This window comes from Flindersiella endophytica, from assembly GCF_054779015.1.
Genome location: NZ_BAAGYY010000018.1, coordinates 41,541 through 56,864, shown reverse-complemented (window position 1 = coordinate 56,864; position 15,324 = coordinate 41,541). Strand labels below are relative to the sequence as shown.

Annotated in this window: 14 protein-coding genes; 12 read left to right on the top strand and 2 right to left on the bottom strand. The window is 67.2% G+C overall.

What is annotated here, in order from left to right; genetic code table 11:
• Nucleotides 1-117: 117 nt before the first annotated feature.
• On the top strand, nucleotides 118-279 hold the full coding sequence (locus ACYVF6_RS19385; RefSeq protein WP_460523219.1) for a hypothetical protein: 162 nt from the start codon (nucleotides 118-120) through the stop codon (nucleotides 277-279).
• A gap of 17 nt (nucleotides 280-296) precedes the next feature.
• Here ACYVF6_RS19385 and ACYVF6_RS19380 read toward each other — a convergent pair whose 3' ends face one another.
• Nucleotides 297-869 carry a TetR/AcrR family transcriptional regulator gene (locus ACYVF6_RS19380; RefSeq protein ID WP_460523217.1) on the bottom strand — a complete coding sequence of 191 codons (573 nt, stop codon included), beginning with the start codon at nucleotides 867-869 and terminating at the stop codon, nucleotides 297-299.
• 98 nt (nucleotides 870-967) lie between these two features.
• Between ACYVF6_RS19380 and ACYVF6_RS19375 the strand changes: the two genes are divergently transcribed.
• The 6 genes from ACYVF6_RS19375 to ACYVF6_RS19350 all read left to right on the top strand — a co-directional run bounded on the left by ACYVF6_RS19375 (nucleotide 968) and on the right by ACYVF6_RS19350 (nucleotide 6,967).
• Nucleotides 968-2,191 (top strand): MFS transporter, encoded by a 1,224-nt coding sequence (locus tag ACYVF6_RS19375; protein WP_460523215.1) that lies wholly within the window; start codon nucleotides 968-970, stop codon nucleotides 2,189-2,191.
• Between the two features lie 96 nt (nucleotides 2,192-2,287).
• The gene (locus ACYVF6_RS19370) at nucleotides 2,288-3,730 is read left to right on the top strand and encodes an MFS transporter (RefSeq protein ID WP_460523213.1); all 1,443 of its coding nucleotides are present in this window, start codon (nucleotides 2,288-2,290) and stop codon (nucleotides 3,728-3,730) included.
• A 27-nt stretch (nucleotides 3,731-3,757) separates the two neighbouring features.
• Nucleotides 3,758-3,946: an isocitrate lyase/phosphoenolpyruvate mutase family protein gene (locus ACYVF6_RS19365; RefSeq protein ID WP_460523211.1), complete on the top strand. Its 189-nt coding sequence runs from the start codon at nucleotides 3,758-3,760 to the stop codon at nucleotides 3,944-3,946.
• Complete coding sequence (locus tag ACYVF6_RS19360) at nucleotides 3,943-5,130, top strand: Rossmann-fold NAD(P)-binding domain-containing protein (RefSeq protein ID WP_460523209.1); 1,188 nt, start codon at nucleotides 3,943-3,945, stop codon at nucleotides 5,128-5,130. The genes ACYVF6_RS19365 and ACYVF6_RS19360 overlap by 4 nt, the downstream gene beginning before the upstream one ends.
• Before the next feature lie 291 nt (nucleotides 5,131-5,421).
• Complete coding sequence (locus tag ACYVF6_RS19355) at nucleotides 5,422-6,651, top strand: FAD-dependent monooxygenase (RefSeq protein ID WP_460523207.1); 1,230 nt, start codon at nucleotides 5,422-5,424, stop codon at nucleotides 6,649-6,651.
• Between the two features lie 49 nt (nucleotides 6,652-6,700).
• On the top strand, nucleotides 6,701-6,967 hold the full coding sequence (locus tag ACYVF6_RS19350) for a hypothetical protein (protein ID WP_460523205.1): 267 nt from the start codon (nucleotides 6,701-6,703) through the stop codon (nucleotides 6,965-6,967).
• A gap of 72 nt (nucleotides 6,968-7,039) precedes the next feature.
• Here ACYVF6_RS19350 and ACYVF6_RS19345 read toward each other — a convergent pair whose 3' ends face one another.
• Nucleotides 7,040-9,868 carry an AfsR/SARP family transcriptional regulator gene (locus tag ACYVF6_RS19345; RefSeq protein WP_460523203.1) on the bottom strand — a complete coding sequence of 943 codons (2,829 nt, stop codon included), beginning with the start codon at nucleotides 9,866-9,868 and terminating at the stop codon, nucleotides 7,040-7,042.
• 203 nt (nucleotides 9,869-10,071) lie between these two features.
• Here ACYVF6_RS19345 and ACYVF6_RS19340 point away from each other — a divergent pair, with 203 nt between their 5' ends.
• The 5 genes from ACYVF6_RS19340 (at nucleotide 10,072) to ACYVF6_RS19320 (ending at nucleotide 15,268) form a co-directional block, all read left to right on the top strand.
• Nucleotides 10,072-10,314: a hypothetical protein gene (locus ACYVF6_RS19340; RefSeq protein ID WP_460523201.1), complete on the top strand. Its 243-nt coding sequence runs from the start codon at nucleotides 10,072-10,074 to the stop codon at nucleotides 10,312-10,314.
• Nucleotides 10,314-10,661: a hypothetical protein gene (locus tag ACYVF6_RS19335; protein ID WP_460523199.1), complete on the top strand. Its 348-nt coding sequence runs from the start codon at nucleotides 10,314-10,316 to the stop codon at nucleotides 10,659-10,661. The genes ACYVF6_RS19340 and ACYVF6_RS19335 overlap by 1 nt, the downstream gene beginning before the upstream one ends.
• A gap of 20 nt (nucleotides 10,662-10,681) precedes the next feature.
• Nucleotides 10,682-11,626, top strand: coding sequence for an IPT/TIG domain-containing protein (locus ACYVF6_RS19330; RefSeq protein ID WP_460523197.1), 945 nt, complete (start codon nucleotides 10,682-10,684; stop codon nucleotides 11,624-11,626).
• A 95-nt stretch (nucleotides 11,627-11,721) separates the two neighbouring features.
• A complete protein-coding gene (locus ACYVF6_RS19325; RefSeq protein ID WP_460523195.1) occupies nucleotides 11,722-12,648 on the top strand; it encodes a hypothetical protein in 927 nt (308 codons plus the stop codon).
• Nucleotides 12,649-12,727: 79 nt separating this feature from the next.
• Nucleotides 12,728-15,268, top strand: coding sequence for an IPT/TIG domain-containing protein (locus ACYVF6_RS19320; protein WP_460523193.1), 2,541 nt, complete (start codon nucleotides 12,728-12,730; stop codon nucleotides 15,266-15,268).
• Nucleotides 15,269-15,324 lie beyond the last annotated feature (56 nt).

Below are 15,324 nucleotides of genomic sequence, written 5' to 3'. Positions count from 1 at the left end.
AGCCAGGTTTGCCCTTCAATCTGCCTGATCGGGCACCTTCTGCAGTCGCTCAGGCAGTCGCCCGAGTTCCGAAGCCAAGTGCTGGCCGCAACTGGCGACGCCGGGTTGTCGGCCGCAATGACGTTGCTTGGCTTCGGGCTGGAGGTTGTGGCGCTCAACCTCGTGCCAGGCCCGGGCATGATGTTCATCGTCGCGCATGGGATCACTGGCGGACGGCGGGGCGGCATCGTGGCGGTCTTCGGAGGACTGGCACTGAAGCTCCTCGCCGACCACACCTGACTGAACCGCCCATTCGGTTACGAAGCGGTGGCCGGTAGGAGCACTTCGGCCAGGAGCCGGGCCTGCCTGGCGGGGCCTGCCGGGCCGAGGGCCTGGCTCGAGGCGTGCATGCCCTCGAGCACCAGCGTGAGGTGGTCGGCGAGTTGGGCCGGGTCGTCCACGCCAAGCTGGTCGGTGAGCTCGCCGATGCGCTGCCGGACCCAGGCCTTGGCCGCGACGGCGTTGCGGTGTGCGGGCAGGTCGGTGTCAGGGAACTCGGCCAGCGTCATCATCGCCGCACAACCGCGGTATTCCGTCGAGCTGACCTGTGCGAAGACGGCGTCGAAGATCGCCAGGAGCTGGGTCCGCGGGTCAGGGCCGGCTGTGGCGACCGCTGCGGTGACCAGCTCGCGGAAGCCCTGGTCGGCCTGCTCGACGTAGGCACCGACGAGTCCGTCCTTGGAGCCGAACAGGCGGTACAGCGACGTCGGCGCGACGCCCGCCTCGGCAGCGACCCGGTCGACCCCGGTCGCCCGGATGCCCTTCCAATAGAACAGTTCTCCGGCCACGCCGAGCAGGTGGGACCGGGTTTCGGCAGCGGTTCGTTGCACCGGGGCCTCACAATGTCGTTGCGATGTTAGGGATCGTTCCCTACAGTGTTAGGGATCGTTCCCTAAAGCATAGCTCCTCCAAGAAAGGCGTGTGCGTGATGACTACCCGGCAACTGTCGGTGAGCCCGGGCAGGGCAAACCTGGCCCTGGCCGCGCTGTTCCTAGGAATGTTCGTACTGGGCAGTGCCGAGCTGCTCGTGGTCGGCGTGCTGAACCTGGTCGCGGCCGACCTGAGGGTCTCCATCCCGGTCGCCGGCACGCTGGTGACGGGCTACGCGCTCGGCCTCGCGATCGGTGGCCCACTGCTCACCGCGCTGACCATCAAGCTGAACAAGCGGACCATCCTGATCAGCGCGCTCGTGCTGTTCGTCCTGGGCAACCTGGTCGCTGTGCTGACCAGCAGCTACGGCGTGTTCCTCGCGGCCCGCGTCTTCACCGGCGCGATCCAGGGCCTGTTCATCGGCACCGCGTTCATGGCGGGCATCTCGGTCGTCCCGCCGGAACGAATGGGGCGGGCGATCTCCGTCGTCGTGTCCGGCGTCGCGGTGTCGGCCGCGTTGGGCGTGCCGGTGGGCACGCTGGTCGGTCAGGCGCTCGGCTGGCGCGGCTCGTTCGCCGCGATCGTCGGCTTCGCCGTGGTCGCGTTGGTCGCCACGCTGGCGCTGGTCCCGTCCGTGCCCAGCTCCGGCGGCGGCGCCAGCAACCAGGCCAAGTACGCGTTCGCCCCACGGGTGCTCGCCGTGCTGTTCTTCCAGTTCCTCGCGTTCGCGGCGTTGTTCGCCGCACTGACCTACATCGTGCCGTTCCTCGAGACTGTCACCGGCGTGTCCGGCGCGCTGATCAGCGTGTTCCTGCTGGCGTACGGTGTCGCCACGGCGGTCGGCTCGTTCGGCGGCGGCCGGTACGCCGACGCCAACGCCGCGCGCACGCTGGTCCTCGGGGCCATCGGGGTCGCGGTCTCGTTGCTGGCGCTGTACCTCGTCGGCACGGTCGCGTTCCTGGTGGCGCTGGCCCTGGTTGCCCTTGGACTGTTCGGCATGGGCCTGCTGCCGTCGATCCAGTACCGCGTGATCAGCCTGGCCGGACCCGGTGGGCAGCTGGCACAGTCGCTGCCGGCATCGGCCGCCAACGTGGGCATCGCGTTCGGCTCGGCCGCCGGCGGTGTGGCGATCGGCGCCTACACCGCCTCGGCCGCGGTGGTCACCGGCCTGATCATCGCGGCGGCCGGCGTGGCGGTCGCCTGGGCGACCAGCGTCTTGAAGCCACCCGCGGTCGAGACGTCTGCCGAACCGACCGCTGAACCCGCCGGCGAGCTCGCCTGACTCCGAGAACAACCGGCAGCGACCAGTTCCCCACCCACCCGGTGTCAGTACACGTAGCCGGCGCCCCTGCCAACGGCCTTGTACAGAAGGAGAACTGTGAGTACGCACGAAAGACGGATGACGTCCAAGCAGGCGTGGGGGTTGGGCCTCGCCTCGCTGGCGTCGTTCATGATGGCTCTGGACAGCCTGGTCGTGACCACGGCACTGAGCACGATCCGAGAGGATCTGACGGCATCGATCGAGTCGCTCGAGTGGGTTGTCAACGCGTACAACCTGACGTTCGCGGTGCTGCTCCTGACCGGAGCGGCACTGGGTGACCGGTTCGGCCGCCGCCGGATGTTCAGCGCCGGGTTGGCGTTGTTCACCATCGCGTCGGTGGCGTGCGCGCTGTCGCCGAACATCGGTGCGCTGATCGCATTCCGCGCGTTGCAGGGTGCGGGGGCCGCGATGGTGTTGCCGTTGTCACTCACGCTGATCAGCGCGATCTTCCCGCCACAGCAGCGAGGGAAGGCGATGGGACTGTACTTGGGTCTCACCGGCCTGGCGACGTTCAGCGGCCCGTTCATCGGTGGCGTCATCGCCGAAGGCCTTGCCTGGCAGTGGATCTTCTGGCTGAACCTGCCGATCGGCGTGATCGCGATCCTGCTCACGTTGCGGCGCGTCGAGGAGAGCGTCGGCCCGAACAACCGGCTCGACCTGGCTGGGGTCGTGCTGGCGACGACGGGCGCGTTCGGCATCGTCTGGGCGCTGGTGCGCGGGAACGCGGCCGGCTGGGGGAGCGCGGAGGTCCTGGCTTCGCTCGTGCTCGGTGTCGCGCTGGTGATCGCGTTCGTACGTTGGGAACAACGCACGAACGCGCCGATGCTGCCGATGCGGTTCTTCCGGCTGCGGGCGTTCGCCACGGCCAACCCCGCGAACTTCGCGGTGTTCGCCTCGCTGTACGGCACGATGTTCTTTCTCGCACAGTACTTCCAGGTCGTCCAGGGTGAAGGGCCGATCGGAGCCGGCCTGCGGCTGATGCCGTGGACCGGCACGCTGATGGTGTGCGCGCCGATCGCCGGCCGGCTGGTCGACAAGGTCGGTGAGCGGGCGTTCGTGGCCGGCGGGCTGCTGCTCCAGACCCTGGCCATGGGCTGGATCGCGATCGTTGTCGACACCGACACGAACTATCTCGAGATCGTGCCCGCGCTGATCCTCGGCAGCGCCGGAGTCACGATGGCCATGCCCGCGGCCCAGAAGGCAGTGGTCGGAGCGGTGCGGCCGCAGGAGATCGGCCAGGCGTCCGGCACGTTCATGATGCTGCGGATACTTGGTGGCGTATTCGGTACGACGATCACCGTCGCCGTCTTCGCCGGCGTGGGGGGCTACGGCTCAGCCGAGGAGTTCACTGCTGGATTCTCGGCGGGGATGGGCGCGGTCGCGGCACTCGCGTTCATCGGCATGCTCGTCGCGCTCGGCATACCGGGCAAACGACCGGCGACCGCGGCCACGCCACGGCAGACGCCGCGCCCACCGGTGATGAGCGGCTCGGTCGAGTAAACGTGCATTGAAATGGAGGAGATTCGAATGACCAGTGACGCAGGAGATTTGAAGGCTCGTGCCGAGCGGCTTCGTGAGCTGCACGGTGGGGATCTGCTGGTGTTGCCGAATGTGTGGGATGCGACCAGTGCGTCGATCGTGGCCGGGGCGGGTTTTCCCGCGGTTGCCACGGCCAGTAACGCTGTGGGGGCGATGCTGCGGGCCGACCTCCCATGACCTCCGTTCCGGATGTCGTCGTCGTAGGTGCCGGGCCGGCAGGCCTGGTGGTGGGACGGATGCTGCAGCGCGCGGGTGTCTCGTTCACTCTGCTCGAACGCCGGACGCGAGCCGAGCTGAGCAGCCATCCCAAGGCGGGCCTGGTCGAGTACCGGACCGTGCAGGTGCTCACCGCGGTGGGCATCGCGGGTGCCGACCTGCGTTTCGGCAAGCAGAACGGGCGGATGGAGTTCCGGACACCGGGCCGAAGCGCGATCTTCGACTACGGCTCGCTGACCGGTGGCCGTCCGAACTACGTGTACCCGCAGCATCAGCTGGTCGGCGAGCTCTGCGACGTGCTCATCGCCGACGGCGCCGACCTGCGGTTCGGGCAGGCTGTAACTGGCGTACGTCAGGGGCCTGACGGCGCGGTCGTGGTGCTCGCGAACGGCGAGGAGATCGCCTGCCAGGCGGTCGTCGGATGCGATGGCGCGCGCAGCGTCGTCGCATCCGCGATGCCCGGCGTCCAGGTCAGCGAGGAGGTGCTCGGCGTCCGGCTGATGGCGGTCCTCGCGGGGGCGCCACCGATGGTCGACCACACGATCTACGCCATCCATCCGAGAGGTTTCGCCGGGCAGATGCGCAGGGGAGACCACGAAACCCGTTACTACCTGGAGGTGCCGGCGACCGACTCACAGCAGGACTGGCCGGAGGAGCAGATCCGCGCGGAGCTGTCGCTGCGCCTCGACGTCGACGGCAAGCTGGCGGACGTCCCGTTCGGCACGCCGAGCTGGGTGGACCTCAGGGTGCGCGTCCTGGACCCGATCCAGCAGGGCCGCTTCTATCTCGCGGGCGATGCGGCACACCTCATCACCCCGGCCGGCGGCAAGGGGATGAACCTCGCCATCCAGGACGCCGTGGAACTGGCGGCCGGACTCGTCGCACGGTTCGGCCCGAGCGGGGACAGCCGCCGGCTGGACGCGTACTCACGTACACGACTGCCGGTGATCTGGCGGACCCAGGCGTTCTCCCTGTGGTACTTGCGGGTGCTGCTCGCCGGCCTGCGGAACGGCTCGGAAGCGCCGGCTGCCGTGCCCGGCGGGTTCACGCGCGGACTGGGGGACGGCTGGATAGACACCCTGCTGGCCGATCCGCTGCTCGCCCGGTGGTTCGCCTACGCGTACGCAGGCGTCGACGTCGACTAGCCGCGCCCGGGCACCTGGCCGGCAGTGCTGCCGAGACCATCGGGTTCTGGCTCGGCCGCGTCGAGTCGCAGGCTGGTGCCGACGATCCGGCCGGGTGAACTTTCTTCGCCGGCTGCCGATGAGTTCGCTGGCCGGAGGGTGTCTACCTCTTCGATGACAGGAGGACAGGTTGTTCAAGGTTGAGATCTCGATGTTCGAGGAGTCTTTCGCGGCGGATCCCGGCGGGGACGCCGGCCTGCACGCCGGCGCCGTAGACAGCCGTACGTTCCGGACAGATAAGGGGGTGGCGCTGTGAGCGGCACCAGGGTGTTGGTGACAGGGGCGAGCATCGCGGGGCCGGCACTGGCCCATTGGCTGCGCCGGCGGGGTGCCGAGGTGACCGTTGTGGAGCGGGCGCCCGGGCTGCGTCCCGGTGGGCAGGCGGTGGACGCGCGCGGGGTGACCAGAGAGGTCATCCGGCGGATGGGGCTGGACGCGGCCGTGCGCGCGGCCCGCACCGAGACCGCCGGCGCGTACAAGGTGGACGCGGACGGGAACGTGCTGGAGACCCACAGTGCGGAAGACGACGGCGGCGACGGGTACATCTCGGAGATCGAGATCCTGCGTGGGGACCTGTCCCAGGTGCTCTACGACGACACCCGAGACGGTGTGGAGTACATCTTCGGCGACCGGATCGCCGAGCTCACCCAGGACGCGGACGGGGTCGACGTGGCCTTCGAGGGCGGCGACCGGCGGCGCTTCGACCTGGTGATCGGGGCGGACGGGCTGCACTCGCCACTGCGAGGGATGGTCTTCGGGCCGCACGAGCAGTTCGTCCGCCATCTCGGGCACGTGATGGCTTTCTACACTGTGCCGAACGAGTTCGGACTGGACCGCTGGATGCTCGACTTCCAGGATTCGGAGTCCGGGCGCTCCGCCTGCCTGCGGCCCCTCCAGGACGCGACCCAGGCGATGGCCCTGTTCTCCTTCCCCGCGGCCGACCTCGACGTCGACTACCGCGACGTCGAGGCCCAGAAGCGCCTGCTGCGCGAGCAGATGGCCGGCCTGGGCTGGTTGACCCCGCGCATCCTCGCGCACCTGGACCACACGCCGGACTTCTACCTGGACCAGGTGGCCCAGGTGGTGATGGACCGCTGGTCGAGCGGACGGATCGGGCTGTTCGGGGACGCGGCCTTCAGCTCGTCGCCGCTGTCCGGGCAGGGCACCGGCTTGGCTCTGGTCGGTGCCTATCTGCTGGCCGGAGAGCTGGCCGCCGCCGGGTGGGACCCGGAGGCCGGGTTCGCCGGCTTCGAGGGGCGGATGCGCTCGTTCGTCGAGGCCAACCAGGAGATCGGCCGGCTGCACGCACGCTTCCTCGACGCCTCCAGGCCGGACGCCGAGCCGATCCCGGAGTTTGACGGCGAGTGGTTCACCGAGCTGATCGAACGCGCGATCAACGGCGCCGAGCTGCCCGACTACGCGGGCGTGCCGGACTCCGGAGCTCCGGCCGAAGTCCCGGCCGGATCGCCGGCCACGTCGTAGGCCACCGCCTCACGTGCGGTGAACCCGGGTTTCCCCGTCGAAGTCGGTGGTGATCTGCTCCACCGACTTCAACGGGGTGCTCGGCGCTCCACTCGTTGATCCGGCGGCCGCGGCACCCGATCCGCGACTCCTCCGCCAGCCGAGCGATAAGACGCTGACCTACCGCAACACCGGCAAGGAGCCGCTCACGCTGCGGCTGGCCGTGAACGGCGCCTCAGCCGGCGTGTTGACCCTGTCCTCCGACTCAGTCACGGTACCCGCGGGCGGCCGCGCCGAGGTCACGGTCACGGCCGACCCCTCAACCTCCGGCTTGTAGGTCCGGTTGATCCACGTTCATCGGTCACAGGCATTCGGCCGTGATCGATCCTTCCCGCCAAGCCAGGATCGGTTACGAACGCTTGGATTCGGTGTCGGGCGAGTGCGGGTCAAGCTGGCGGAGTTTGATGCGTACGTCGTCGGCGGTGGGGTTGTGGAGTTCTTCGAGGATCGCGAGGGCGTGTTGCCAAGTGGCGCGAGCGGCATGGGGGTCTCCCGCAGCGCATTGGGTGTCGCCGAGGTAGGAGAGTAGGACAGCCTCGTGGTAGCGATCTGCGAGGCTCCGGTACAGGTCGATGGCGTGCCGGTAGCAGATGATGGCCTGCCGGTGGTGGCCGAGGTGGTTGTGGGCTGAGCCAAGGGTGTCCCATATGCCAGCCTCCCTGTCCTGGTCACCGAGGTCCTGCGACAGCGTGAGCGCCTGCTCGCTGTAGGTGAGAGCCTGCCTGTCGTTCCCCAGTAGGGCGTGGGCCCAGCCGACCGCGTTGAGTGCACCGGCCTGGCCGGGCCGGTGGCCGGTTTCCCGGTACAGGTCGAGTGCACGTTCGGCGTGGCGGAGGGCATCGGCGTGGCGGCCCTGCGTCCCAAGGGCCCAGCTGAATGCGAAGTGGGCATGTGCTTGGCCGATGCGATCACCGAGCTCATGGTGGATGTCGAGGGCGCGCCGAAGGTCGTCGCAGGCGTCGTCATAGCGCCCAAACCGTGTGCTGGCACTGGCGAGACCGCGGAGCGCACGGGCTTGTGCGGCCCGGTCGCCCAGCCGCCGCGCGGCCTCCACCGCGGCGGCCTGTGTGGCCTCCCAGTCGTGCCAGTGCCCACGGCGATCGAGGAACCCCGACATTGTCCAGGCCAGTTGCCAGGTGTGGATGTCGAACCCGGCGTTGGCGGCCAGGTTGAGGATCGCGAGCAGGACGGGGCGCTCGGTGGTGAACCAGGACACCGCCTGCTGGTAGCCAGGTGGGTCCTCGGGTGTGACGCCGGGCCGCGCTGGCGGCATGGTGATCGGGTCATAGTGCGGGTTAAGCAGCAGGGCGGCGGCATTGGCGGAGTGCAGATAGTGGTCCAGCATCCGGTGCACGGCCGGATTGCGCTCGGTACCGCTGCCGTGGACGAGTTCGGTGGCGTACGCGCGGAGCAGGTCGTGGAACGTGTACCTACCAGGCATGTGCTCGGTGATCAGGTGAGCGCGAGTCAACTCGACCAGCAGCGGTTGTGTCTCGCTGAACGGGATACCGGCCAGACTTGCCTCCGCTGGCGCGGAGATGTCAGGGCCTGGGTGCAGGCCAAGCAGCCGGAACAGGCGGGCCGCCCGGGTGCTGAGTTGCCGGTAGGACCAGGAGAACACCGCCCGTACGTCGGTAGCCGGATCCGTGCTGGCGAAGGCGTTCAGGCTTCTGGCGTTGCGTAGTTCTGCGGCCAGGGTGGCAAGCGGGAAGCTGGGGTGGGTGGCGGCGCGTGCGGCCACGATCGCCAAGGCCAGCGGCAGTCGGACACATGTGGCGATGATGTCGTCCGCTGCCAGGGGTTCGGCGGTTACCCGGTCGTGGCCGAGGCGGCTGGACAGCAGCTCCCTGGATTCGGCGGTGGTAAGCAGGTCCAGGGCCATGGGTTGGGCCCCTGCGGTAGCGACCAGACCGGTGAGCTGGTTGCGGCTGGTCACCACCACCAGGCTGCCCGCCGCACCGGGCAGCAGCGGACGGGCTTGCTCGGCGTCGCGGGCGTTGTCCAGCACTATCAGGACCTTCCGGTCTGCCAGCAGGCTGCGGTACAGAGCGATCTGCGCCTCGAAAGCGGCCGGGATCCGCTGCGGTGGCACCTCGAAGGCGTCCAGGAATCCGCGTACGGCTTCAGCCGGGGTGACCGGCGGCCCGGCCGGGTCGAAACCTCGCAGGTTCACATACAGCTGCCCGTCGGTGAACTCGTCGCGGACGCGGTGGGCCCAATGCACCGCCAGCGCGGTTTTGCCGACTCCGGCGGTGCCGGACACCGCGGAGATCACCACGGCGGTTGGCTGATGGCCGCCGGCGGTGAGCAGGCCATCGAGTCGGTCCAGTTCGTTCTCGCGGCCGGAGAAGCCGTACACGTCTGGCGGCAGCTGCGCTGGTGAGGCGAGAACCCGCGCCACGGTCGGCTGGTCTGCCTGGGCTGGTGGTGGCAGTTCGCCGCGCAGGATCGCCTGGTGCAGGGCGCGTAACTCAAAACCGGGATCGGTTCCGAGTTCGTCGGCCAGCCGTTGCCGGATAGCGGTGTAACGGTCTATTGCCTCGGCGTCGCGGCCGGTCGCGTGCAGCGCTCGCATGAGCAGATCCTCCAGCGGCTCGACCAGCGGATACTCGACGATGAGGTCGGGCAGCATGGCGACTACCGCTGTAGGGCGGCCGAGCCGGAGCTTGACTTGAGCCCACTGCATCGCCGCGTCGAGCCGCAGCCGGTGACAGCTGCTGCGTACCTGCGTGACCCATCCGCCCTGAATGCCGGCCAGCGGGGGGCCTCGCCACAGACCCAACGCCTCGGTGAGCGCATCGGCCCTGTCGGCGTCGGTGCGTTGCGGATCGCGGCCGTGTTCGACCAGGCGAGCGAACCGGTGCAGATCCACCCGCTCCGGGTCGATGTCCAAAACGTAGCCGGCGGGCCGGCGCTCGACGAACACCGTTGTCTCGCCGGTGTGAGTGGCCGCACGTTTCAGCAGCTGGCGGATCCGGCTCAGATACGAATACAACACGCTGCGGGCCTCGACTGGCGGGCTGTCATCCCAGACCCGATCGACAAGCGTCTCGATCCCGACCGGCCGCGGCGCGTCCACCAGCAGCGCCGCCAACACCGCCTGCTGCCGCGGAGTCCCCAGGTCGAGGGGCTGACCGCCGGCCCATAGCTCCATCTGGCCGAAAAGTCGAAACTCCATATCCCCCACCCAACTGGAGATCAGTTGGTCACCGACACCTGCTCACGAGTCAATAGTGGCCGGTCCGCAAGGTTTCTGCAAGATCCACAAGCAGAGTGCGGCGCCACCGTGGACACCGAGCACATCCGTTCGACAACTGGCCGGCTGGACCGCGTGAGGAATGGCAGGCGCGGCCCGCATATACGGAACGCGGAGGAGAAAGTATGTCAAGCGAGAACGAGTTCACGGTGAGCGTGCACCCGACGACCGACCTCGGCGCCACGCTCGAACAGCCTACCGGGCGGAAATCGCTGAGCGTGACTCATCGCCCCGGACTGCTGCCGCAAAGCACCCTGGACTGGGCAGGTCCAGGACAGGCCGCGGAAACCTACGGGCGCGGACCAGCAGAACGTCCTCTGAGTGAACCGCCCGACGACGGCATCAGCGGTTCCGGGAGGGATGCCTGATGTTGCAGTTCATCAACAGCTATCCGCAGCGGCTGGATCTGTCCATCATGTGGTTCACGCCCAACTGTCCGGACGGGGGAGACTGGACGAAGAAGGGATGGTGGCCGCTTGCCAACGGGCAAGGTGCCGTCGTCCATAGCGCAGACCTGGCCGACATCAACCGGTACTGGTGTTTCTTCGCGCGCGCAGCAGACGGTGCGTTCTGGGCAGGCGATATCGCCCGCGACGTTCCTCCTCGAGCATTCGAATGGTGCGAGTGGACGAGCAGCACCGACTCCTTCCAGATCGGATACCGCGTCTTCGACGTCGGCGGCAACGACGACATGACCATCACGTTGACGCCCTGACCTCGATCAAAAGGGGGAACATGAAGATGCTGTCCAAGCGAATCCTGGTGGTCACCTGCGTCCTGGCGGTGGGACTCGTCAGCTGTGGGCGAGACAGCCCCGGCGACACCTTCGAGGCCGGTTCGAAAACCACATCCCCAGCGCCGGCGACGACCGGGGCGGACTCGCCAGACGACGAGGATGACAACGGCAACAGCAACGGCAAAGACTCCAACAGCAAGGATGAGGAGGAACTGCCATGGGTGCCTATCGGCCCCGCCGGCCCTGACATTCCCGAGGACGAACGTTGGTACACGAGACTGGTGAACCGGGAATGTAACGAAGTCGGTCCGGGATCGGACGAATCCGCGGAAGGGCTTGCCCTGCTTTATCGGGGACTGGGTACGGCCTGCTCGGCGCTGTTCGACAAACAAACCGGACGTTGGGGTAATGCCCAGCGGGATCTGACCCGTGCTCTTGATCAACTCGCCGACGAGAACCTCGAATGTCATAACGGCGCCGCCGTCGCGCTGGGGCGGCGGCTCCTGGAGTTTCCCGATGGCCCGCCTGGGCTGAGGATCACCTCCACACGGGGCACCGTATGTCCCTGGGGGATCGATGACATCGACCCGGCCCAGGGAACCGTTCAAGGTGGCACAACGGTGGAGATCTATGACGACAGCGGCAACGGGCTTCAAGACGTGACCGAGGTTCTCTTCGGCCAAAGCCCCGCGGAAATCGTCGCCCGCGACGACCCCGACGACGACAAGGACAACTACCGCTCGATTCAGGTCATATCACCACGCGCGAGCAACGCGGGAGCCGTGCAGATCACCGTCCGCAGCCCGGGCGGGAGCCGTACCGGCGTCTCCTTCGAATACGTCGATGACGAAGGTGAGGAGCAGGACAGCAACGACGAGGAGACAACGCCCCCGGACGACGGCCCGACCCCTACGCCTTCCGACACCACCGGGGAAACAGGGTGAGTCCGCAAAGCTCGCGGGCTCGTGCTGCCAGAACGCCAGTTGGGGAGCTCCGGCAGAACGCGGTCAGGGCGCGATCCACGTCCGTACGAGAAAACGTGGGCGCCAGTAGTGTGCTGGGCCCGGCACTCAGCCTGGTAGCGGCGTTCGGCACACCCCTCACGATCGTGACGGCAGGGCTGGTGTACTTCGGATGGCAACGGTCCTATCTCGGGACCCGGCTTCTGGGCTTGGACACCACCCTCTTCGAGTTGACCACCCAGTTCTACGTGTTGGGGAGCATCCGCACCTTGTGGCTGCCGATGCTGGTAGTCACAGCCATCGGTATTGGCTGGCTACTCCTTCACGAGCGGGCGGTCGGCGCCATCCAGGCCAGGCGACTTGCCAGTCTGCGCGTGCTCGTTCGAGGCCTGAAGTATGGCTTGGCAGCCTCTCTCGCACTCGGACTGGTCGCGGGCTGGATGTGGCCTGGCTGGCGGGGTCTGGTCGTCCCTCTCAGCTTCACCGTTGGCGTCCTCACCACGACCTACGGGATCGTCTTGCAGCGTCGTATCACCGCTGCGCTCGGTCTCCGCCAGGACACGGAGACGTTGGCTACGTGGCATCTGCCGGCGATCAGGATCGTCATCGGCCTCCTCATTGTCCTTCCGCTGTTCTTGGCGCTGTCCAACTACGCCAACATGGTCGGGAGCATGGACGCCAGACAGCTCATCGCCGGGCTCCCTGACCGTGTCGGAGTCATCGTCTACAGCGCCAAGAATCTGCAGATCGACGCGCCAGGCGTCCGGGAGACTCGATTTGCCGGAGAAACATCGGCCTACGGCTACCGATACGACGGACTCCGGCTCCTCCAGAAGTCCGGCGACAAATACTTTCTACTTCCCACCGAGTGGAATCTCGAAGAGGGCAAGGCAATCGTCCTCACGGACGACAACACGATACGGCTGGAATTCACTACTCCGCAATTCTCGAATGCTGCCGGCGGCTCGACGCAGAGATCGGAAATACGGAATCCAGCTGGCTGAGATCTCCACGGCAACCAACCGCATGTGACATCGGGCTTGAACTCAACAGGCGGCAGGGCAGCCGTCGGAAGGATCCGTCATGACAGTTTCGAACGCGACGACCGTCACCGCGATGCGGGCTATTGCTTCGCCACAGGTCGACGACGTCGTGGAGGTCGCAGGCTACAAGTCGAGCCACGACGGTGGGGGCGGCACGTTCTTGTTCGACACGACCCACATCACGGCAGCCAAAGTCAGCTCGGCAACCATCACAGGCGCCACCTACAGTCCCACCGGACGCGGGCCGATCGTGGTCACAGCGGCCGGGCACCGGTTCGTCAACGGGCAAGCGGTCCTGGTGGAAGGCGTGGGCGGCAACACCAACGCAAACGGCGCCTGGCTGGTCGCGGTCGACAAGAACGCTCCGGACGTCTTCACCTTGCTCGGGTCCAGAGGCAATGCCGCTTACATCTCAGGCGGTACGGCGAAGAGCGTCACGGTGGAGACGTCCTTGTCGCACGGGCTCGCGCCCGGTGGTCGCGCGATCATCGAGCGGGCCACCGGCGAGGGCGGCTTCGCGCTCAACGGCACATACCTACCCATCGGCACATCTAGCCCGAAAACGTTCACCGTCGCCGCCGGACCGCCCGGCTCGTATGCAAAGGGTGGTGCCGTCGGAGACGGCGGAGTATCTGTTGCCAGCGCGTCAACCGATGGTCGCTGGGTACGCCGCCGCGACGGCGCAGACCTCAACGTCGCCTGGTTCGGTGCGGTCGGTGACGGCAGGACCGATGACACCGAGCACCTGGTCGCGGCGATCCGCGCCGCGAGAACCTGCAAGACGGGTGTCTACCTGCCTGGCGGCGACTTCGTGACAACCCCCGAGATCAGGCTCGAGACCTATGCGGTCACCGGGCTCACCGATCACGGATTGTCGATTCGTGGTGAGGGATCGTGTGAGCCCGTGCACGGTGGAACGCGCATCACGGCCAGGCGTACCGGAGTCCGCTCGATTCTTTCGATTCACTCCGGCCAGGTGACGATCAAGGGGATGCGGTTCTCCTGCGCCGGCAACACCGACCATGGGCTCTACCTGCAAGGCGCGTCGAGGCTGCACCTCGACGACGTGCACGTCGAGCATGCGGTCAAAGACGGCTACCGGGCGGTGGCCACCAACGACGCCGGGTCGAACACCATCAACGACAACGTGTACGCACGCGCGCTGGACGCGGACCGGTGCGGAACGATGTACTGCTCCTCCCAAGACCTGATCACCGCCCGGTACGGCAACCTGCGAGCGGCCGAACTGGTCGAGGGCACTGTGTCCTGCCAGAAGGACAGTACGACGATCACCGGATCCGGGACGAAGTTCAACTCCATTCCCGCCCGTCCTGGAGACTTCGTCCTCATCGGAGCCACCGATGACGCCACGACCCAGCGGCTCGAGATCGCCAGCATCGACAGCGACACCCAGATCACGGTCCACAAATTCCTCCAGCCGTCAATGAACCTCACCGCACAGCCGTTCGCGATCGGGGTCGGCGATGGCTGGAGCGAAGAGGTCCACAACGACAACAACCGGACACGCATGGACACCGGCAAGTTCACCTACTGTGCCGGAAGCGGAATCGTGTGCCGAGGCATGTACGGCGCCATGCTGGACAACATGGAGCTCCAAGGATGTGGCTTCGCCGGTATCGTGATCGGAACCCTCGACTCCAGGGTCGCCGTCTTCCTCAGCACCCGAATCTCCAGCCCTTACTTCGAAGGGCCCTTCTACGGCGCGTGCATCTTCCTCGCACAGGCAAGAGGAATCACCATCGACCAACCCATGTGGTTCGGACAGCCCGTCCACCGCCGCCTGGTCTACAGCGAATTCCTCAGCCTTCGCGCCGGCGTTCTCGGCTACATCGCCGATTTCGTCGACGCAAACCACCCGACCGGCCTCCGCCCCATCGGGTTGGCGACGACCGACATACCCGCCAGACGTGGAAAGGACTTCACCAACGACGGAACGCTCACCCTGCCCAGCGCGGGCGCCGAAGCGAACATCACCACGAGCCCATGGACAACGACGATCCCGATCCGCAGGCGGAACATCAATATCCACGTAGACCGCGGCACTCTCGAGGCGCCCGCAGACGTCACCGCGACGCCGACGCTCCCGCCAGGGGCCAACGGACAAGAGATCGCCCTCTGCAATATCGGCATCCACCCCGTAACCTTCCACGACAGCAGACGACCAGGACCAGCAACCGGCCTTGTCCTCGACTGCGAACCCGGCGGCACTGTCACCCTCGGAGCCGGTCAGATCATCGTGTTCTACTACACCACCGCCAACTCCATGAAAGACAAGTGGACCCAACGAGGCCCCATCGCCACGTCGGTTCCCGTCCTCACCTCACTCGCCCCCAACGCCGCCGACACCACCGGCGGCGCCGCGGTCACGATCACAGGCATCAACCTGGCCAACGCCTCTCGCGTGCTCGTTGGCGCCACCCAGGCGACCATCACCGCGAACACATCCACCACGCTCACCTTCACCATGCCGGCCACCGGCGCCGGCACCCACAACGTCCTGGTGACAACCGGCCGCGGAGCAAGCAACATCCTGCCCATCCAAACCAGAAACCCAGCCTGACCCTTCGCCGGGCTGCCACCAGACGCCATAGCCGTGCGGTGACTCGCACCAAACAC